At 62.6% G+C, this 19,781-nt stretch carries 20 protein-coding genes; 9 read left to right on the top strand and 11 right to left on the bottom strand.

Going from position 1 to position 19,781, the window contains the following annotated elements; translation table 11 throughout:
- Window positions 1-85: 85 nt before the first annotated feature.
- From ACFWEM_RS17490 to ACFWEM_RS17480, 3 genes are all read left to right on the top strand, one after another.
- Window positions 86-1,687: an ABC-F family ATP-binding cassette domain-containing protein gene (locus tag ACFWEM_RS17490; RefSeq protein WP_378535407.1), complete on the top strand. Its 1,602-nt coding sequence runs from the start codon at window positions 86-88 to the stop codon at window positions 1,685-1,687.
- Between the two features lie 50 nt (window positions 1,688-1,737).
- Window positions 1,738-2,277, top strand: coding sequence for a hypothetical protein (locus ACFWEM_RS17485; protein WP_378535405.1), 540 nt, complete (start codon window positions 1,738-1,740; stop codon window positions 2,275-2,277).
- A 78-nt stretch (window positions 2,278-2,355) separates the two neighbouring features.
- Window positions 2,356-3,126, top strand: coding sequence for an alpha/beta fold hydrolase (locus ACFWEM_RS17480; protein ID WP_378536174.1), 771 nt, complete (start codon window positions 2,356-2,358; stop codon window positions 3,124-3,126).
- An 18-nt stretch (window positions 3,127-3,144) separates the two neighbouring features.
- Here the strand turns inward: ACFWEM_RS17480 and ACFWEM_RS17475 are convergent, their stop codons facing one another.
- Together ACFWEM_RS17475 and ACFWEM_RS17470 are read right to left on the bottom strand one after the other, a co-directional pair.
- Complete coding sequence (locus ACFWEM_RS17475) at window positions 3,145-5,208, bottom strand: heavy metal translocating P-type ATPase (protein ID WP_378535403.1); 2,064 nt, start codon at window positions 5,206-5,208, stop codon at window positions 3,145-3,147.
- A gap of 112 nt (window positions 5,209-5,320) precedes the next feature.
- Window positions 5,321-5,971 (bottom strand): DUF305 domain-containing protein, encoded by a 651-nt coding sequence (locus ACFWEM_RS17470; RefSeq protein WP_378535401.1) that lies wholly within the window; start codon window positions 5,969-5,971, stop codon window positions 5,321-5,323.
- Between the two features lie 212 nt (window positions 5,972-6,183).
- On the opposite strand from ACFWEM_RS17470, the gene ACFWEM_RS17465 reads away from it, so the two are divergent.
- Complete coding sequence (locus ACFWEM_RS17465; RefSeq protein WP_378535398.1) at window positions 6,184-6,897, top strand: response regulator transcription factor; 714 nt, start codon at window positions 6,184-6,186, stop codon at window positions 6,895-6,897.
- Entirely contained in the window at window positions 6,894-8,000 is a 1,107-nt protein-coding gene (locus tag ACFWEM_RS17460; RefSeq protein ID WP_378535396.1) for a sensor histidine kinase, read from the top strand. Before ACFWEM_RS17465 ends, ACFWEM_RS17460 begins: the two co-directional genes overlap by 4 nt.
- Here ACFWEM_RS17460 and ACFWEM_RS17455 read toward each other — a convergent pair.
- A complete protein-coding gene (locus tag ACFWEM_RS17455) occupies window positions 7,984-8,274 on the bottom strand; it encodes a YiaA/YiaB family inner membrane protein (RefSeq protein ID WP_054800678.1) in 291 nt (96 codons plus the stop codon). The genes ACFWEM_RS17460 and ACFWEM_RS17455 overlap by 17 nt on opposite strands.
- A 164-nt stretch (window positions 8,275-8,438) precedes the next feature.
- Here ACFWEM_RS17455 and ACFWEM_RS17450 point away from each other — a divergent pair, with 164 nt between their 5' ends.
- Window positions 8,439-9,647 (top strand): macrolide family glycosyltransferase, encoded by a 1,209-nt coding sequence (locus ACFWEM_RS17450; RefSeq protein ID WP_378535393.1) that lies wholly within the window; start codon window positions 8,439-8,441, stop codon window positions 9,645-9,647.
- 6 nt (window positions 9,648-9,653) lie between these two features.
- Here the strand turns inward: ACFWEM_RS17450 and ACFWEM_RS17445 are convergent, their stop codons facing one another.
- A complete protein-coding gene (locus ACFWEM_RS17445; protein WP_378535391.1) occupies window positions 9,654-10,100 on the bottom strand; it encodes a MarR family winged helix-turn-helix transcriptional regulator in 447 nt (148 codons plus the stop codon).
- Between the two features lie 55 nt (window positions 10,101-10,155).
- Entirely contained in the window at window positions 10,156-11,562 is a 1,407-nt protein-coding gene (locus ACFWEM_RS17440; RefSeq protein WP_378535389.1) for a PLP-dependent aminotransferase family protein, read from the bottom strand.
- Window positions 11,563-11,699: 137 nt separating this feature from the next.
- Between ACFWEM_RS17440 and ACFWEM_RS17435 the strand changes: the two genes are divergently transcribed.
- Entirely contained in the window at window positions 11,700-12,920 is a 1,221-nt protein-coding gene (locus ACFWEM_RS17435) for a pyridoxal phosphate-dependent aminotransferase (protein ID WP_378535386.1), read from the top strand.
- A gap of 77 nt (window positions 12,921-12,997) precedes the next feature.
- Here ACFWEM_RS17435 and purQ read toward each other — a convergent pair whose 3' ends face one another.
- The gene (gene purQ / locus ACFWEM_RS17430; RefSeq protein WP_050655460.1) at window positions 12,998-13,675 is read right to left on the bottom strand and encodes a phosphoribosylformylglycinamidine synthase subunit PurQ; all 678 of its coding nucleotides are present in this window, start codon (window positions 13,673-13,675) and stop codon (window positions 12,998-13,000) included.
- Window positions 13,672-13,911 (bottom strand): phosphoribosylformylglycinamidine synthase subunit PurS, encoded by a 240-nt coding sequence (gene purS / locus ACFWEM_RS17425; protein WP_003945817.1) that lies wholly within the window; start codon window positions 13,909-13,911, stop codon window positions 13,672-13,674. Before purS ends, purQ begins: the two co-directional genes overlap by 4 nt.
- A gap of 165 nt (window positions 13,912-14,076) precedes the next feature.
- Here purS and ACFWEM_RS17420 point away from each other — a divergent pair, with 165 nt between their 5' ends.
- Entirely contained in the window at window positions 14,077-14,724 is a 648-nt protein-coding gene (locus ACFWEM_RS17420; RefSeq protein WP_378535383.1) for an MBL fold metallo-hydrolase, read from the top strand.
- 9 nt (window positions 14,725-14,733) lie between these two features.
- On the opposite strand, the gene ACFWEM_RS17415 is transcribed toward ACFWEM_RS17420, so the two are convergent.
- The 4 genes from ACFWEM_RS17415 to ACFWEM_RS17400 form a co-directional block, all read right to left on the bottom strand.
- Window positions 14,734-16,104 carry an Ig-like domain-containing protein gene (locus tag ACFWEM_RS17415; RefSeq protein WP_378535381.1) on the bottom strand — a complete coding sequence of 457 codons (1,371 nt, stop codon included), beginning with the start codon at window positions 16,102-16,104 and terminating at the stop codon, window positions 14,734-14,736.
- 227 nt (window positions 16,105-16,331) lie between these two features.
- Window positions 16,332-17,036 carry a DUF2334 domain-containing protein gene (locus ACFWEM_RS17410; protein WP_378535379.1) on the bottom strand — a complete coding sequence of 235 codons (705 nt, stop codon included), beginning with the start codon at window positions 17,034-17,036 and terminating at the stop codon, window positions 16,332-16,334.
- A 125-nt stretch (window positions 17,037-17,161) separates the two neighbouring features.
- Entirely contained in the window at window positions 17,162-17,659 is a 498-nt protein-coding gene (locus ACFWEM_RS17405) for a glutathione peroxidase (protein ID WP_003945816.1), read from the bottom strand.
- 47 nt (window positions 17,660-17,706) lie between these two features.
- A complete protein-coding gene (locus ACFWEM_RS17400) occupies window positions 17,707-18,642 on the bottom strand; it encodes an ABC transporter substrate-binding protein (RefSeq protein WP_378535377.1) in 936 nt (311 codons plus the stop codon).
- Window positions 18,643-18,919: 277 nt separating this feature from the next.
- On the opposite strand from ACFWEM_RS17400, the gene ACFWEM_RS17395 reads away from it, so the two are divergent.
- Window positions 18,920-19,744 (top strand): sucrase ferredoxin, encoded by an 825-nt coding sequence (locus tag ACFWEM_RS17395; RefSeq protein ID WP_378535375.1) that lies wholly within the window; start codon window positions 18,920-18,922, stop codon window positions 19,742-19,744.
- Window positions 19,745-19,781: the final 37 nt, after the last annotated feature.

Genomic DNA, 19,781 nt, shown 5'->3' with positions numbered 1-19,781 from the left:
TCTAGAGGTTCATCACGCGAAGGCACTCGCACCCATCAGCACTTGCTGAGCCGGGCGCACAGTCCAAGCACCCTCTGGAGTACTCATGACCCAATCCCATCTTTCTCTGTCGCTCTCGGATCTCACCTTCATCTGGCCGGACGGCGAATCAGTCTTTTCCCGCACCAATTTTGTATTCCCCAGTGGCCGTGTCGGTCTCGTGGGACTTAACGGGTCGGGAAAGTCAACTCTGCTGCGATTGATCGCGGGAGAGCTCTCACCGGAATCCGGATCCGTGACCGCCTCCGGCGAGGTCGGCTACCTCCGCCAAGACGTCACACTCGATCCGAGCGTTCGGGTGGATGACATCCTCGGTATCCACGAACTACGAAACGCATTGCACCGCATCGAAACCGGCGACGGCTCCGAATCCGACTTTGCGCTCGTGGACAACAACTGGGATATCGAGGAGAGCGCTCTCTCCACCTTGCATCGACTCGGCCTCGAGAAGGTAGTTCCGGATACCGCAGCATTGAGCCGAACCGTCGGTACCCTCTCCGGCGGAGAGACCGTCCTACTCGGCCTGACCGCAACGCTGCTGAAGAATCCGCAGGTGCTACTCCTCGACGAGCCGACCAACAACCTGGACCGCGACGCTCGATCACGAGTTCATGCTGCAGTCCAACAGTTTCCGGGAACCGTGCTGATCGTCAGCCACGACCGGGAACTGCTCGACACAGCGGAGTACACGGTCGAGCTGCGTCGCGGGGATCTACGCGTGTTCGGCGGCAACTACTCGCACTACCAGGAGGTCGTGACCGCTGAGCAGGAAAACGCACTCGCCACCGTTCGCGACGCCAAGGCCGATCTGGCGAAGCAGAGCCGCGAGCTGATCGACGCTCGAACAAAACTGGACCGACGTAAGCGCTATGGGCAGAAGATGTTCGAGAACAAGCGGGTGCCACTGATTATCGCGCAGGAACGAAAACGCCAAGCCCAAGTTTCGGCCGGAAAGCTGGCCCTCAACCATATCGGGAAGGTGGGCGAGGCCAAGTCCGCCCTGTCGGAGGCAGAGGAACTCCTTCGAGACGATCGCGAGATCCGCCTGGACCTTCCTGCTACAGAGGTTCATCCGGGGCAGCAGGTTGCGCGGCTCGACGAGGTGACGTTGCGGAGCGGCCAAGGGGTATCGCTCCAGATCACCGGGCCGGAGCGGATTGCGCTACTGGGACGCAACGGAATCGGCAAGACAACGTTGCTCGATGCACTCGCTGCGTCGACTCCGTTCGTAGCCTCTCGTGCGCTCCCCCAACGTCTCGACGTGTTCGACGAGGATCTCTCGGTGGCAGACAACGTCGCTTTGGCCGCGCCACACGCGACAGCCGAGGAAATTCGCGGGCAGTTGGCACGGTTCCTTTTCCGGGGAACGGATTCCGACGTGTTGGCTTCTGCGCTCTCCGGCGGTGAACGATTGCGCGCGGCGTTAGCGACGATCCTTCTGGCCGAACCCGCGCCCCAGTTGCTTCTTCTCGACGAGCCGACCAACAACCTGGACCTACCGAGTCTCGCTCACCTCACGCAGGCACTTTCCGATTTCCGCGGTGCCATGGTGGTGGTGAGTCACGATCTGCCGTTTCTGCGCGACATCGGCATAACGCGGTGGATCAGCATGGACGAGACTGGTATTCGAGACATCGATCCCGAGTAGGCCGACGGTTGTCGCCAACGGTGCTTGACGGTCTGGCCTACCGTGGGGCGATGTGCCTTCACCTCGACGCAACCGCTGCGCTGTCGCTCGCAGGTTGGGTTCGCGAAGAACCTACTCGATCGGCCTCTGCCCCAGTTCCGCAACCACTGGTCGGCGGTTGTGACCAACTCATAGTGTGGGCGAGTTCGTTCTCCGTACTTGCCAGTTCCGACGACCAGGTGTGGTTTCTCTCGGCAGAGAACTATGCCGGTGGTGTTGGCGTCAGCGATGAGGCGTTTCCCTGGAATGCGTTCCGGCACGAGAGCCTGGCGGTCGCTTCCGGGCCGGCGGAGCGCGCGGCGATCAACGCCTTCTGGTCCACTCACCTCCCGGTCCTGATGTCGGTACGCAATGGGTACGAGTACCTGGCGCTCGCACCCGACGGTCAGGTTGTCCGCGGGAGAGTGCCGGAGTTCGAGGAGGTCACCATCGTCGCCGCTGATTTCGAGGCTCTGATTCGGGGCATAGCCGCAGGCGTCAGCACTGCAGACCCCTTCACCGATGCACTGCTTGGAACAGTGGGCACTGCCCCGCCGGGCAGTGACCGGTAGCTGTGAGGGAGGCCGAGTTGATGGCCCGTAGCAACTGGCACCCATACTGGACGGGTGTTGCACGACGTGAGAAATCCGGTGGACGGTGCGCGAATCGCCTATCAGATCGTGGGCGATGGCCCGCCCCTGTTGATGGTGCACGGCACGGCGTTGTCGCGCTCCATCTGGCGTGGCTTCGGGTACGTCAAGGCACTCCAGGACCGGTACCGTCTGATCCTCGTCGACATGCGGGGTCACGGACGCAGCGACAAGCCGCACGACTCCGATTCGTATGCAATGGATCTGGTGGTCGCTGACCTCCTGGAAATTCTCGACACGGAGTCTCCGTTCGAACCGGCTCACGTCCTCGGATACTCGTTCGGCGGGCGTTCGGTGATGTCACTGGCAGTAGAGCACTCCGAACGGGTGCGGTCGTTGACGGTCGGGGGCGGTAGTAGCCGACCGATGACGGGTGCGTTCGACGCATTGTTCTTTCCCGGTTGCATCGACGCACTCGAAAGCGGCGGTATCGAAGGGTTCCTGTCCGGTTGGGGCGCTCGGCGCGGCAAACCGGTGGATCCCCAGACTGCGACCGCGTTTCGAATCAACGACGCACTCGCACTCGCGGCATACATGCGGCGAGCCGAGAAGGAGAAAGGCATCGACGACGCGGTGCTTCAACTGATCACCACGCCGACTTTGTTGTTCGTCGGATCGAGAGATCGCGAGCGCCTACCGGATACCGAGCATCTCGCGTCGATGATCCCGGACAGTGCCTTGACCGTGATCGAGGGCGCTGATCATGCGAGCGCAGTCGCGGACTCCGAAGCTGTGCTGCGTGCGCTCATTCCGTTCCTGAGCCGTCAGTAGTCCGGCTACACCCGACCGCTACTGAGGTGTGAGCACTTTCGACTCGAGTGCGGTCACCGGTGGTTGCCGCAAGTCCAAGCGCCGCAGCAACTGCGCATTCGCGGCAACTACCACGGTGGACACCGACATCAGGATTGCTCCGACCTCCATCGGCAGCACGAACCCGACGGGCGCCAGCACTCCCGCAGCGAGGGGAACCGAGATCGCGTTGTATCCCGCTGCCCACCACAGGTTCTGAACCATCTTCCGGTAGGTGGCGCGGGACAGCTCGATGACCGAGCTCACCGATCGCGGATCATCGCTGGCCAGAACAACTCCCGCCGACGCGATCGCCACGTCCGTTCCGGCACCGATCGCGATGCCCACATCCGCCTGGGCGAGCGCCGGCGCATCGTTGACCCCGTCGCCGACCATCGCCACGCGGTGGCCCGCAGCCTGAAGCCGCGATACCTGTGCCCCCTTGTCCTGCGGAAGCACCTCGGCGAAGACCTCGTCGATCCCGAGCGTGCGGGCAACCGAATGTGCCACGGCCTCCGCGTCTCCGGTGACCATGGCTACACGCACACCGCGAGCGTGGAGGGCGTCGACAGCCAATACTGATTCCGGGCGAATCTCGTCGGCCAATGCCAATGCACCGATCACCTTCTCGTCACGCACCACGTGCAGAACCGTCGACCCGTCGCTGAGCCACTCTTCGGTCCCCGGGATCGGCGTGGCACCGGCCGATCTCAACATCCCCGGTCCGCCGACGCCTACGCGTGCACCGTCGACGTTCGCCGCAACCCCGATCCCGTTGTGCGCCTGAAAGTCCGAACCTGCAGTGAATTCGAGTGACAACTCCCGCGCCGCTGCGACCACGGCGCGTCCGAGTGGATGTTCACTGTCGAATTCGACGGCAGCGGCAGCGCCGAGAACTTCGTCATCGGCATACCCGTCGACACCGCGCACACCGACCACTGCCGGCTCCCCCTTGGTGAGAGTGCCGGTCTTGTCGAAGAGAACGGTGTCTACGTTGCGCATCGCCTCGAGGGCCATGCGGTCCGTGATCAGAATCCCAGCCCGAGCCGCCCGTTCGGTCGCGATCGACACGACCAGCGGAATCGCCAACCCGAGTGCGTGCGGGCAGGCGATCACCAGAACGGTGATCGTACGGGTGACTGCGCTTTCCGGTGTGCCCCAGATGCTCCAGGCGATCGCGGTCAACACTGCCGCGCCGAGTGCGTACCAGAACAGCAGGGCAGCGGCCTTGTCCGCCAACACCTGGGCACGACTCGACGAATTCTGGGCCTGCTCGACCAGGCGACGGATACCGGCGAGCGCGGTGTCTTCGCCCACCGCGGTGACTCGCAGCCGCAGCGCCGAGTCGGTGGCTACGGTGCCGGCCACCACCTGGTCACCGACAGTGCGCCGAACTGTCTTCGACTCGCCCGTGATCATGGATTCGTCCATGTCGGCACTGCCCTCGACCACCGTTCCGTCCGAGGGAACGCGGGCGCCGGGACGAACTATCACCAGGTCACCGGTGACCAGAGCTGCGGTGGGCACGGTTTCCACCGAATCGCCCACCACCCGTTCCGCCTCGTCGGGTAGCAACGCGGCAAGCGAATCCAAGGCGCTCGAGGTCTGACTGAGCGAACGCATCTCGATCCAGTGGCCCAACAACATGATCACGATCAGAAGCGCGAGTTCCCACCAGAAATCGAGAGTGTGATCCACCCAGTGCAGACTCGCAGCCCAGGACGCAAAGAAGGCCACCGTGATCGCGAGCGCGATCAACAGCATCATTCCCGGTTGCCGAGAACGGATTTCGGACACGCCACCGGTGAGGAACGGCTTACCGCCCCAGAAGTACATCACTGTGCCGAGTACCGGTGAGATCCATTCCACCAGAGAGTTTTCCGGCAAGGTGTACCCGACCAGATCAGCGAACATCGCGTCTGCCGCAACAACCGGAACTGCAATGACCAGCATGACCGCGAACAATTTCCGGAACTGTGCGACGTGATCCCCGTGACCACCGTGTGCCCCATGCTCCATCTGGCTGTGGTCCATCTGACTGTGGTCCATCTGACTGTGATCCATGTGGCGGTCATCCCCTCGCGTGTGATTGCAGCACAGCACCAGTCAAGCCATCTGCCTCGAACGTATGCCCAGGCAGTCACCCGAGCAAGGTCACGCGGCCAAGGTCTCCCGTTCAGCTGCCCTTCAACATCGCTTCCATCTGAGTGATTTCTGCCTGCTGACCAGCGATGATCGCTTCTGCCATCGCCTCCGCCGAGGGGTCGAGCCCGTTGTCGATTTCGGTCTGGGACATGGTGATGGCGCCCTTGTGGTGCTCGATCATCATCGTCAGCCACATCTTGTCGAACTCCGCGCCGCTGGCGTCGGTGAGAGCCGTCATGTCTTCGGCCGACATCATGCCCGGCATGTCTGCCATCCCGACGCCGTGACCCGCGTGCGCCGAATCATCCATTCCTCCCATCGAACTCGACGCAGGGTCGGGGCGTCCCCACTTCGTCAGCAGTTCGGTCATCTGAGCCATCTCCGGGCCTTGCGCTGCCTCTATCTGCGCTGCAAGAGAAAGAAGTTCGGCATTGTCGGTTCGGCCTTCCACCATCCGGGCCATGTCCAATGCCTGCGCGTGATGCGGGTACATCCCTTCGAGGAATTCGATGTCGGCTGCATTGACACCCGCCGGAATCGCCGACTGTGCTGCGACGCTGGTCGTTTCGGAAGAATGGGTGACGCTTTCTCCGGAGTTGTCCGAGCATCCCGCAATCAACAGTGCTGCCGCTACCACCACTGGAACGAACCGCGCGGCGCTCCGCTTGAATGTCGTAGACATGTTTTCCACTCCCAGAAATTGATGTGATATACATTGCCCCACAACCGTTTTGATCACTGTGGGCGCTATTGCACATTTGCCACACTACCGGCGCAACTCCGCCGCGAGGCCCGATAACCGGCCCATACGATGTTCCTTCATCGAATCTTCACAGTCGAACGAAACCATCAGGCGGCGGTAACAAGGCGGCGCAGTCGACTAACCTCGGACTGATGAGCGCCGAACTACGACCGAGCGAGGAGCCTGGGCGCGTACTCGTCGTCGACGACGAACCTGCGCTCGCGAAGGTTGTCTCCAACTACCTGAGCCGAGAGGGCTTCACCGTTCGGATCGCACACGACGGTCCGAACGCGGTACGTGCGGTCCGCGAATTCGAGCCCGCACTGATCGTGCTCGACCTGATGCTCCCGGGCTTCGACGGCCTGGAAGTCTGCCGGCGGATCCGCACGTTTTCCGACGCGTACGTCCTGATGCTCTCCGCCCGCGGTGACGAGTCGGACAAGGTGACCGGACTGGCAGCTGGCGCAGACGACTACGTGGTCAAACCCTTCGGCCCCCGCGAGTTGGTTGCTCGAGTGAAAGCACTGCTCAGACGGCCACGTGCGTCGAGCATGCTGCCGGAAGCGCTGCCGACGCCACCCGGTCTCGACATCGACGTCCTCGCCCGCACGGTGCATGTCGACAACCGCCCTGTCGATCTCACTCCCACCGAGTTCGCGTTGCTCTCCGCCCTCGCTGCCCGACCCGACGCGGCCTGGAGTCGAGCAGACATCATCGCCTCGGTGTGGGGTTCGTCCTGGTTCGGGGACCAGCACATCGTCGACGTCCATGTCCGTGCACTACGCCGCAAACTCGGCGACGACGCGACCGATCCGCGGTTCATCAGAACCGTCAGGGGCGTCGGATACTCGTTGAGGTCGTCATGAACGGGGTCGCCATGAAGAAACTCGGGCTACGCGGAAAACTGCTGCTCGCGCAGCTTGTCGTCCTGTTCGTTTCCTGCCTCGCCATCGCCGCCGTTGCCATTGCCGTGGCTGCCCCGCTCTTTCACAACCACCTCATGATGGCCGGCATCGAAGACTCGAATGTACGTACCCACACCGAAGAAGCGTTCGCTCAGACCATGACCATCGCACTGTTGTGCGGGATCGCGGTCGCATTGGTGGGAGCAGGCATCGCCGCGGTCTACATCGTCCGACGCATCACGGCCCCGATCACAACGCTGGCGGAGGCGGCGCAAAGCGTCGCCGACGGGAACTTCGACGTGACTATCGACAGGTCCGACGTGGATGCAGATTTCACGCGTCTCGAAACGGCCTTCGCTGACATGGCTGCACGCCTTGATCATTCGGATCGGGTTCGCAAACGACTGCTTGCCGACCTCGCCCACGAACTGCGCACTCCGGTATCGACTTTGGCTGCGTACGTGGACGGCATCGAGGATGGCGTCCTACCCACGGACACCACTTCGTGGTCGGTGATGCGTGACCAACTCGAAAGACTTCGTCGGCTCTCGTGCGATCTGGCGGACGTCTCCGCTGCCGACGAGCACGCACTCGAACTCGATCGACGGGCCGAGGATCTCGGCGATATCGTCGCCGGCGCAACGGCAGCAGCGCGGCCACGATTTGTCGATCGTGGGGTCGAATTGACGACCGTCTTGCCTCCGCACACAATCACGGCCGAGGTCGATCGCCAACGAATCGAACAGATCCTCGCCAACCTTCTCGAGAACGCGTTGCGGCACACTCCAACCGGAGGTTCGGTGACGGTGACACTCGCGCGGGGAGAGGATCACCTCTCGGTGTCCGTCACCGACACCGGCGACGGAATTCCCTCAGACCAGCTCGAATCCGTCTTCGACCGGTTTCATCGTGGTGATCGATCCGACGGTTCGGGTTTGGGGCTCACGATTGCGCGTAGCCTCGCGCTCGCCCACGGCGGCGATCTGTCGGCACGCCGAAACGAGCAACCTCTCGGCAGCACGCTGATCCTGACCTTGCCGACAGGTTTCACGCTGCCGCTTTGAACGGATCGTGTTCGGCGATCAACTTCTCGAGTCGAGCCTCGTCCACCCGAACTCTGACCGTCGATGCCTCCTGCTGATCACGAATCACCTTGGCCAACGTGAACGTGCTGGTGACCAAGAACAGCAAGGACATTCCGAGAAATCCGCGTTGCCACGCATCGATCGGAAGATAGGCAATTCCGAGGAGGGTGCCGACAAAACTGACGGCAAAGGCGATTCCGGCCTGCAGGTAGAAGGCTGCAGTGGTCTTCGAAGGTGTTGTCGGTGCGCTCATGCTTCGAAGTCTGGCCTGTCGCCGCAACACTCGGATGCGTAGTCCTACTCGAGAGCCCACGGTACTTCCCCCGGCAAAAATCAGATGCCGTCGCCCATCGTGGTGGATAGTCTCGGTTCGGTAGACGGAGATGTTCGAGAACAGTCAGACGGCAGGAGTGATCGATGACCCGCAGACATATCGCCATGGTGAGCATTCCGGCACCGGGCCACGTCAATCCGAGCCTGGCGATCATCGCGCGTCTCGTCGCCGCCGGTCACCGCGTCACCTATGCCAACGACGAGTCGATGCGTGAGATCATCGAGGCGACCGGGGCCGAATTCGCACCGTACGTATCCACGCTGCCCAGTCTCGCTCCTTCCCCTGACGACACCGAACCGGAGAAGAGCTGGGACGGGGATCTGATAGATCAGTTGACCCTGTTCCAGGACGATTACGAGTCGATGCTGCCGCAACTGCGCCGAATTTACGAAGACGATCGACCTGACCTCTTTCTTTACGACATCGCCGGCATTCCGGCACGAATACTGGCTCAGCAGTGGAACGTTCCCATCATGCAGTTGTCGCCGACGTACGTTGCCTGGGACGGTTACGAAGCCGACGCCGCACCGATGTACGACGAGATTCGTTCCGATCCGAGAGGCGTGGACCTGCTCGATCGGGAGGCCCGGTTCTTCCGCAGCGAAGGCGTCGAGGTCGATCCTCGTGAGTTCACCGGACGCCCACCGCGTGCGATCGTTCTGATCGCAGAATCTATGCAGCCCAACGCCGATCGAGTGAACCGCGACGTCTACACGTTTGTCGGCCCCGCACTCGAGCCGAGCAGTCAACCCTGGGTGAACCCGGATCCGGAACGCAAGCTCTTGTTGATTTCGCTGGGTTCTGCCTTCACCGATCACCCGGATTTCTACCGCACCTGCGTCGAAGCTTTCGGCGAAATGGACGGGTGGCACGTCGTCCTCCAAATCGGAAAGCAGGTACAGATCTCAGATCTCGGATCTGTGCCCGAGACTGTCGAAATACACCGCTGGGTACCGCAGTTCGCGATTCTGCAGCAGGCCGACGCATTTGTGACCCACGCGGGTATGGGCGGATCCAGCGAGGGACTCGTCACCGGCACGCCCATGATCGCGGTACCGCAAGCCGTTGACCAGTTCGGCAACGCCGACTCGCTTGTCGACGCCGGCGTCGCAGTACGCGTCGACGGCGCTACCGTCACGGCAAAAGAGCTTCGTGAGGCGCTGACGCGCGTGAGTTCTAGTGAGTTCCGCCGACGCAGCGCAGAGTTGGCAGAAGAACTCGCAGCGGCGGGCGGCGTATCCCGTGCAGTCGACTTGATCGAAGCCGCCCTACCCGGCAGCGGGCCGAGATGACGAGTTCTACCAGTGCCAGGCGTCGCCCCCCACGTTCTTGATGGTTCGCTGCAGGACCGTGATGGTGGTGACAAATTCTTCTTCGCTGATTCCTTGCATCCGCTCCTCCTGCAACGTCTGCTGTACCCGCGCTGCACGATCGAACTGCTCGGAGCCGGCATCAGTAGGACGAAGGACAGTCCCGTCCTCACGCGCCCACCCCAGTTCGAGGGCAGAGTCGACGGCCTCGTCGATGACGTCAGTTGATTCGTTCGGACCGATCGTCCGTAGGAGGACGGCTCGCTCCACCCCTTCAGGGTGCAGCGAAAGTTGGTGCAGGATCCACCATTGCGGCTGAGTCACGCCGATTGCTTCGAGTGCCCCGCGCGTGCGTGCGCGAATCGCTTCGCCTGCACGCGCGGTCCAGAATCCGATCGGCTGATTCGCCGGTGGCTGCATTGGCTGTTCGGTCATGGACACGACGATAAAACCTCAATGGAAGTTCAGGTCAACCCCAAGGCGGTGAGTTCTACATATGTTGTGTGATTGCTCCGCCGATGATGCGGGCGGCGTCGGGGAATTCGCCCGGGTTCGGACCGGCGTAGTTGAGCCGCAGGAACTTTCCGGTCGGTTCCGCCGGGAACCAATCGTCTCCGGCCCCGACGATCACACCGGCCGACCGGCAGTCCTGCACGACGCGTTCGAGATTCGTGGTGTCCGGAAGCCGAAGCCAGAGGTTGAGTCCACCTTGCGGTACGGCGTCGAGGTGAGCGTCCGGCGCATGCTCGCGCAGACTCGACACGAGGAGGTCGCGTCTGGCCTCGAGTTGGTGACGAAGCCTGCGCAGGTGCGTTCGCCAGGCCGGTTGGGTAACGACGTCAAGGGCGACTGCCTGCAGCATTCCGCTGACGTACATCGAATCTGCTTGTGTATCAGCAAGAATCCGCTCGTACGCCGGGCCGCGAGCGATCAAGCCGGCAACTCGCACCGATGGGGACACACTCTTGGTCAGCGCACGGAGGTAGACAACGTGTCCGCTGTCGTCTCGAGCGGCAATAGGGCTGGGATCGGCGGTGATGCCGAAGTCGAGCGCCGAACTGTCCTCGATCAGGAAGGCGCCGTGCCGACGGACGGTCTCGAGCACCTTGTCAGCCAATGTCGGCGACCACAGCGCCCCCGTCGGACTCGCGAAACTCGGTTGTGCGTAGAACGCCCGAGCGCCTGTCTGTTCGAATGCGCGCGAAAGCTCTTCCGGATCAGGACCGTTGGCACCACTGGAGATCGGAATGACCGTGACACCGGCCTGGGCGGCAGCAAGGATCGCACCCCAGTACGTCGGCGATTCCATGAGCAACGGACGCCCCTCCCCCACGAGCGCACGGAAGGACGTCGCAAGTCCACCCTGACTGCCGGGAAGTACAACCACGTCGTTCGGCCCCGGCGGCGTGATCCCGGCCGGAGTGGCAGAACCCAATTCGGAGGCAAACCAGGATTGCAGTTCCGGAAGCCCGGCAGCAAGTGGCCGATTGAAGACGGCGTCGGTTCGCGTCGCCCTGGTGAACGCTGCACGAACCAGTCCTTCCGGCAACAGTTCTCGGGCCGGATAGCCGGAATGCAGCGCGATCACGTCGTTGGAGGTGGACTGCAGCGCAATAGGCAGTTGCAGCCGATAGTTCGGCGATCCGAGCGCCGCCGTCTGCCACCCGTAATCGTTGGGTCGCACGACGCGTGCGGCGCGCACGAAGGTCCCCACACCGGGACGAGCCTCCACAGCCCCCTGAGATACCAGTGTTCGCAGCGCCTTCTGCACAGTGACCGGACTCGCCCCGTGCGTGCTGACGAGCGACCGAGTGGACGGAAGCTTCGCACCTGGAGGAGCCGTCGCGATCCACTCGCGCAAAGCTGCGGCTATCCGCGAACTGCTATCATTGGACATGTCGAATCATAGTAGCGCTACTCTCTCGCCAACGCCAGCGCTATCGCGAATTTTTGTCCGTTTCCAGGCCGAACCGTAAGGCGCCCTTCTCGTCCGACACACCACTCGTCCACCGAACCGGAGAGGTACGTAACCGCGTGAACACACCCATCGATCAGGCCCGCAAGCTCGAGAATGTCAGGTACGACATCAGAGGGCGAATTCTCGACAAGACCGAAGAACTCGAGGATCAGGGACACACGATCCTGCGACTCAACGTCGGCAATCCGGCCCCCTTCGGGTTCGAAGCACCGGACGAGATCATGATGGCCATGATCCGTAATCTCCCTACCGCACAGGGATATTGCGATTCTCGCGGACTGTATTCGGCGCGCACTGCGGTGGTCCAGTACTACCAGACACGGGGTATCACCGACGTCACCGTCGACGAGATCTACCTCGGAAACGGTGTCTCCGAACTGATCACCCTGACGATGCAGGCCCTCTGCAATCCAGAGGACGAGATCCTCATTCCCGCTCCCGACTACCCCTTGTGGACGGCTTCGGTGTCGCTTGCCGGCGGTACACCGGTCCACTACCTCACCGACGAAAGCCAAAGCTGGGCACCGGACTTCGACGATCTGGAAGCTCGGATCTCTCCGCGCACCCGAGGGATTGTCGTCATCAATCCCAACAATCCGACGGGCGCCGTCTACTCGACGGAGGTGCTGCAACGCTTCGTGGACCTTGCGCGCAAACACGATCTGATGCTCTTCGCAGACGAAATCTACGAGAAGATCGTCTACGACGGTCGATCCATGACAAACCTTGCGACGATGACCGGGCGAGACGTCCTGTGTCTGACCTATTCGGGACTGTCCAAGGCCTACCGCGTCTGCGGATTCCGAGCCGGATGGCTGGCCATCACCGGACCACTCGAACGGGCGTCGAGCTTCATCGAAGGCATCAAACTGCTGGCCAACATGCGTATGTGTGCCAACGTGCCGGCGCAGCACGCGATCCAGACCGCACTCGGCGGACGCCAGTCCATCGAGGACCTGTTGCTTCCACAAGGTCGGCTGACGGCCCAGCGCGATCTCGCGCACAGCACGCTCAACAGCATCGACGGGATCAGTTGCCAGCAGGCCGACGGGGCGCTGTACCTGTTCCCGAAGCTCGACGTCGACAAGTTTGGCATCGTCGACGACGAGAGGTTCGTTCTCGATCTACTGGAATCGGAGAAGATTCTTGTCAGTCACGGTCGCGCGTTCAATTGGATCGAACCTGATCACTTCCGACTGGTGACTCTGCCGAACACCGACGACCTCGCGACCGCCCTCGAGCGCCTCGGTAACTTCCTCAGTTCCTACAGCCAGTAATCCCCGCGCACCTCCACAAACGACTGAACGCCGACCGGATTTCCGGTCGGCGTTCAGTCGTGAAAATCAGCAGGCGATCAGGCAGTGACGATCGCGTCGAGTGCCGAGTAGAACAAGCCGAGTCCGTCGTCGCTGGGGCCGGTGAGAGCCTCGGTGGCGTGCTCGGGGTGCGGCATCAGACCGACGACGCGGCCGTTGGCCGAAGAAATACCGGCGATACGACGCTGCGAGCCGTTGGGGTTCTCCTCCGAGTAACGGAAGACAACGCGGCCTTCGCCCTCGAGTTCGTCGAGGACCTTCTCGGACGCCTGGAAGCGGCCTTCACCCGACTTGAGCGGGATGAGGATCTGGGCGCCGGCCTCGTAGCGTGAGGACCACGCCGTGTTGTTGGCTTCGACCGTCAACCACTCGTCGCGGCAGATGAAGTGCAGACCCTGGTTACGGGTCAGGGCACCGGGGAGCAGACCGGCTTCGCAGAGGATCTGGAAACCGTTGCAAATGCCGAGGACCGGCATGCCACCCTTGGCTGCTTCGACGACCTTGCCCATCGCGGGAGCAAACCGGGCGATTGCGCCGCAGCGAAGGTAGTCGCCGTAGGAGAATCCACCCGGGACGACGACTGCGTCGACACCCTTGAGGTCTGCATCGCCGTGCCAGAGTTCAACTGCTTCACCGCCGGCCAGGTTGACGGCCCGAGCAGCGTCGATGTCGTCGAGCGTGCCCGGGAACGTGATAACCCCGATACGTGCGCTCATGCCTCGACTCGCCTGACGGTCCAATCCTCGATCACCGTGTTGGCCAGCAGGCCTTCGGCGATCTTCTCGAGTTCGGCGTCTTCGACACTGCCGTCGATCTCCAACTCGAACCGCTTGCCCTGACGGACATCGGATACTCCTGCAAAGCCCAGGCGAGACAGTGCCCCGACAATTGCCTGTCCCTGGGGGTCGAGAATCTCGGCCTTGGGCATGACTTCGACGACGACACGGGCCACGTGCTGCTCCTCGGTACTAGTGCGCGAACCCGGAGTGAAACGCTCGGGTGATGGCCAGTTTACCGGGCGCACCCGAGATGGTTCGCATCGAGTGATCGGGGCGTGACGGCCAACACCTGTCGGACTCGCCTGCGAGCCCTTCCGCGTCGGCGCATACTCGAAATCATGCGACTGACACATTTTGGCCATTCCTGTGTGCTCGTGGAGTTGAACGGCTCGAAGATCCTCTTCGATCCCGGCAACTTCTCGCACGGATTCGAAGGCATCACCGGCCTCGACGCCATCCTCGTGACACATCAACACCCTGATCATGCCGACCCGGCTCGCCTGCCCGAACTGGCCGAAGCGAACCCCGACGCCGTGCTCTACAGCGATCCGCAGACGGCTGAAAAGCTCGGTGGGCGCTGGACCGGAGTCCGGCCCGGCGACCGGTTCAGCATCGGCGACGTCGAAGTGACCGGAACCGGCGGTGAGCACGCGATCATCCACCCGGACCTACCGATGATCGACAACACCGCGTTCCTCCTCGGCGACGCCACCAACCCGGCGCAGTTCATGCATCCCGGCGATTCCCTCTTCGTTCCCGAACAGACGGTCGACGTTCTTGCTCTTCCTGCCGCCGCACCGTGGCTCAAGATTTCCGAGGCCATCGACTACCTCCGCGCGGTGGCGCCACGTGTCGCGGTTCCCATCCATCAAGCGATCATCCGCGACGAGGCCGCCGGAATTTTCTACGGCCGCTACTCGGAAATGGCTGCCGACGGCACGGAGTTCCGCGTCCTCGACGAGGAGTCGAGCGTCGAGGTCGCCTGATTCAACCCTTCAGGCACTCACATCGACGATGATCCAGCCGGTGCTCGTCCCGCCGGCTGCGTCGGTGAGTGTGTAGCGGATCCGGTCGACCCCCGTCTTCGTCCCCGCCGTGTAGACAACTTTGCCGCCGTCGAGTTTCACGGTACCGCCGAGAAGTGAGGTCGCCTCGACACCGGTCACCTTGATCGAATCTCCGTTGCTGTCATGATCATTCGCGACAGCGTCGACAGTGGCTGTGCCACCCGAACTGACCCGCGCGGTGTCGAGTGCGGCGTACGGCGGGATCGGGGTTGCCATGTACCGACCGATGTCGTCGAGTCGAGCCGAGGCAACGTCCGCGGCATCGACGATGGCTGCGAATTCGGTGCCGTCGAAGCGCGAGAGGTCGTTGCCGTTCATGATGGTTCGGCCCTCGGCGCCGCCGCCGTGATAGTCGTCGGCATAGAAGTTGTGGCCCAACTCGTGGCGGAGGACGCGGCTGAAGTTGCCGTCGGACTCGGCGCCGACCTGCGCGTAGCTGTGATCAACCTCGAACTTCGAGTAGTAGGCATTTCCGCCACCGGACCTGCACACGACAGTCGCCTGATCGACGCTCGTCCCGACTTGATCGGACCACAGATCTTCCAACTGCTCGAGGTTTTCACAGCTGCTCGAGTACGGGTCACTGACGGCATCGGCCCGAAGGACGACGCGACCGAGGATCGGCCGAATTCCGACGTCTCTGATCCAGATGGCAGCGGTTCTGGCCATGGATTCCTCGGCCCGATCCAAAGCAACGGCGGGACTGCCTTCGCCGTGCGCGGAGTACCACTCACCGCTCAGGTCCAACCCCACTACGAACTGCTTCACGGTTTTGCCGACGCCGGCTGCCGAAGCCGGCGCGATCGAGGCCGTCGGCCACTGAGGCTTCGCATCGATCGGCGCTGTACTTCGACCGACCACGTCGGATCCAACGAACTCGATCGAAGAACCACGATCGAAAATCGCCTGCCCACGCAGTATTCCGGCCGAGTCGACGATGGCCGAGACGATTGCGTCCGGATGCCCTTCCACGCTGCCGATGTACGAACGGGGCGCCGGAATCACCACATCGGACAGCTTGCCGCCGCTTTCTTGTACGGCCATCGAGAAGTCTGATCCCCGCAGATCCATCTTGTGCAGCCGCAGAGTGAGTTGCTCACCTTGATCGTCGACGGTTGCGGTGCGTACGCCATCACTCGATCCGCTCGATCCACCGTCGATACTGCCCGTCGGCAGCGTGTGAACCGCGCCGGCCGGAGCGGCAGACGCGAGTGCCGGAACGAACGCAGCACAGACAACTGCGCCAACAGCCACGGCAACAAGACCCTCGGCCGACTTGGAGAACACTCTTGCGCGCATGGTGAAGTCCCAACCTCGTCTACTAGCGGCACATTAACTGCACGCACTCTAGCAGCGAGAAAGCCGGCAGACTCCACTCTCCACTTCAGCGTCCGATATATCCGAATTAGCCCCTTGATGGACCACTACCAGCCAAGAAGCGGAGAAATACGAAGAGTGCGCCTGCTCGGACAACCCGGACAGACGACGCCGCCTCCTAGCTATCAAATAGTTGCCAACCGCCGAACTCAGGCAGCGCCGAGTTCTCGAGACGGCGAGTTCCACCGATACACCTGCGAGGCGGCTTCGTGAAAGAGAGCAAGATCGACGGCGTCGAGAACTGCCTGGCGCGGTCCCTCGTTTCCCAACTGCTTGGCGGTGATCGACAACCTGACCAGTCCCCCACGCTTGGCTGCGCGCCCGGCTCCGAGAACCAACGCACGGCACCACCACGGTTCGGCCTTGAAGCCCTCGCCGATACCGAAAACCCTTCCCCGCTGCAAGGTTCCACGGGTCAGATCGTGCACGGCGCCGAGGCCTGCCATCGTCCGAAAGCCGGTCTCCGGCAACACCGACATGGCACCGGGCGACGCCACCCAGCGCGGCGGTGCGAACACCCGGGTCCTGAGGCCTGCCTGTTCGAGGACCCGATCCGCAGCGAGTAGTCGCAGTTTTGCTTCGTGCTTGGACAGAGTGGCGAACTCGGCCCGACGACGCTTGGTCGCGGCCTGGTCGTAGCCGTGCAGAACGATGGCGTCGCCGTGCTCACGACGCTCACGCAGCCAGGCCGTCGTCACCGCGTCGTCGGCAAGTCGATATTTGTCCTTGAGTCGCGGCGCCACCAGGAGCGACAAACGCACACCTCGAGCGTCCATCTCGTCAGCGAATCCGGCAGCGAGATAACATGTCTCGTCTCTGATTCCGGATACCGACACGATCAGTTCTGCGGACATACTCCGATAGTGGCAGCTGTGGGTGAACAGCACACTGCCGCCGGATGATCATCCGGCGGCAGTTTCCAGCAACGAGCCGCTAGTTCTCGGGAAGCGCAGCTACTAGTTCTCGGGAAGCGCAGCTACTAGTTCTTGGGAAGCGCAGCTTCGATCGCGGCGACGACCTCGGGTGCGTCAGGCTCGGTCCGCGGACGGAATCGGTTGACGACGGTGCCGTCCGGTCCGATCAGGAACTTCTCGAAGTTCCACTGGATGTCGCCGGCAGCGCCTTCGGCGTCGGCGGCCTTGGTGAGTTCGGCGTACAGCGGATGCTGGTTTTCGCCGTTCACCTCGATCTTCTCCAGCAGCGGGAACGTAACGCCGTATGTGGTGGAGCAGAACGTCTCGATCTCTTCTGCGGTGCCCGGTTCCTGGCCCATGAACTGGTTGCACGGGATACCGATCACGGTCAGACCGCGGTCCGCGTATTCACTGGCCAGCTTCTCGAGAGCCGAGTACTGCGGGGTCAGTCCACACTTGGATGCGACGTTGACCACGAGCACGGCACGGCCGTCGTATTCGCCCAACGAGGTGGGCACGCCACCGAGAGTGTTGATCGCGATGTTCTGTACTGGAGTTGTCATAGGTTCCAACTTAGCGACTCTCTCGCGCACTGCTCCTTCGCGCACTGCTAATTCGACGCTCCGAGAATGCGATCGAGGTCGTCCAGAACGGTGAGGCCGCCGAGCGGTCCGACGCCGGTGATCCAGTAGGACATGTCCACCAGATGCGGGTTCGGGAAGAATCCGGCGTTGTCGGCCACGGCCTTCGGCATCGTGCCGGCATCGGCCGGTTTCGCGGAGGTGACCAGGATGAGGTCGGCGTTGGCTCCGGAGACGAATTCCGGGGAGAGGTCGACGGAGATCGAGTTCTCCCAGTCGCGTGCGGGAATCGTGAGTCCAGCACATTCGAGAGTGCTTCCGGCAAACGACGTGGGTCCGTACAGCGTCAGAACGTCGTCGCGTGGGCGGATGAGCTGAGCGGTCTTGCCCTCGGTGCTGTGCTTGCTCGCCACTTCCTCGCAGCGTGCCGTGTAGTCACCGAGCAGCTCGCCCGCCTGATCGGTCTTGTTCAACGCTTCTGCGACGAACTGGACGTTGTCCTGCCACGGATCGGTCTGAGTTGCCATGTAGACGGTCGGCGCGATGGCAGCGAGCTGCTCGTACAGATCCCCGTGCCGTGTTTCCGTTCCGATGATCAGATCCGGGCTCAGCGCGACGATCTTCTCGAGGTTCGGTGCCGCGACGGTTCCGACCATCTCGATCTCCGCCGCCTTCTCACCGAGGTACGCCGGAACGCCCGTCGTCTCGCTGAGTACCGCGGTGCCCACGGGAATCACGCCCAGCGCTACCGACGTGTCGAGCTGAACCGGCTCGAGCACGACAACTCTCTGCGGATCCATCGGCACTTCGGTGGTTCCGCGGGCGTGGGCGACCGCGTGCACGGCGTCGGGCTGCATCCCAGGGTCATCAAGATCGTCACCGCCACAAGCAGTCGTAGTTGCCACGATGGCGGCGAGGACAAAACCACCCAGCACGTACCTCGTACGCGAGTTACTGCGCTTCATTCACACACTCCTGTCACCGACTGCTTCCGACCGTCACAGCCACGCGTATTCACCACGGCTGAGCAAAGGATTCACCATCCAATAGTCTGGTGAGCCTAACCTACGAAACTGGAGCCTTTTCGTGTCTTCCCTCCCCTGCCACAGCGACGGTGTCGTGGGGAAGGCACCTGTGCAGTGCCTTTCGGAATTTTTCGCCAATCCTCAAACCAGTCGACGCCCTCACGCCTGTACACGGCAGTCGTCGACTGCCGGCGAACCTATGGTCGGTCGCGCCGGAATGACACATCTGTGGGTGTTGATCGAGCACCCCGGGCCCTGGCCGGCGTCCGCCCCGGACGACGTTCTGCCAGACGCGCTCACCGAAAAAATCTACTCAGCGCAGGGTCGTATCCGCGTTGTGCTGATCCGGCGTCCCCGCAACCGCCAGGTCCTCACCCCGACGTGCGTTCTCGCGTGGACGGACGGCACGCGCCACTGGATGAGGGAAGGGTCGGTGGACCGATACGAGAACCTGTCGGCACTACCGTTCGAATCGATGGCCACCGGAGTGGAGTCCGCCTTCGGCCGCTCCCGTACGGAACCGCTCTTCGGAGTCTGCACACATGGGAAAAAGGATGCGTGCTGCGCCGAACTCGGCCGTCCGGTTGTAGCGGCGCTGGACGCGGCCCAGATCGCGGACGTGTGGGAGTGCAGTCACATCGGTGGAGATCGTTTCGCCGCCAACATGATTGCGTGGCCCGCCGCAGTCTATTTCAGCCGACTGGACGGCAACTCTGCGATGGATGCAGCCGAGAAGTACCTGAACGGAGAACTGTCCCTGACGCACCTGCGCGGCCGGGCAGCGCTGTCGCAGGCCGCTCAGGCCGCCGAGCACGCTGTCCGGCGCGCCACCGACATTGTCGCTTCGGGCGCACTCGAGAGTGTCACCGAGAGGGTGGACGGAGTACGCACGACTGTCGATCTCCGGTTGGGAGCGAGAGACTTTCGCGTGGCCGTACGTCCCGGCCCTCCAGGGCAACCGTTCCGACATGATTGTGGTTCCGGTGGCACCGTCGAATGGAACGGATGGATCGTCGAGCATCTTCACGAGCAATCGCACTGACCACTCAGTTTCGGTACGACTGCCCGGCAGGCCATCG

The organism is Rhodococcus sp. NPDC060176 (assembly GCF_042728675.1).
Classification (GTDB): Bacteria; Actinomycetota; Actinomycetes; order Mycobacteriales; family Mycobacteriaceae; genus Rhodococcus_F.
Note: the sequence above shows the minus strand (reverse complement) of the source record. Positions and strands in the feature narration are given on the sequence as shown.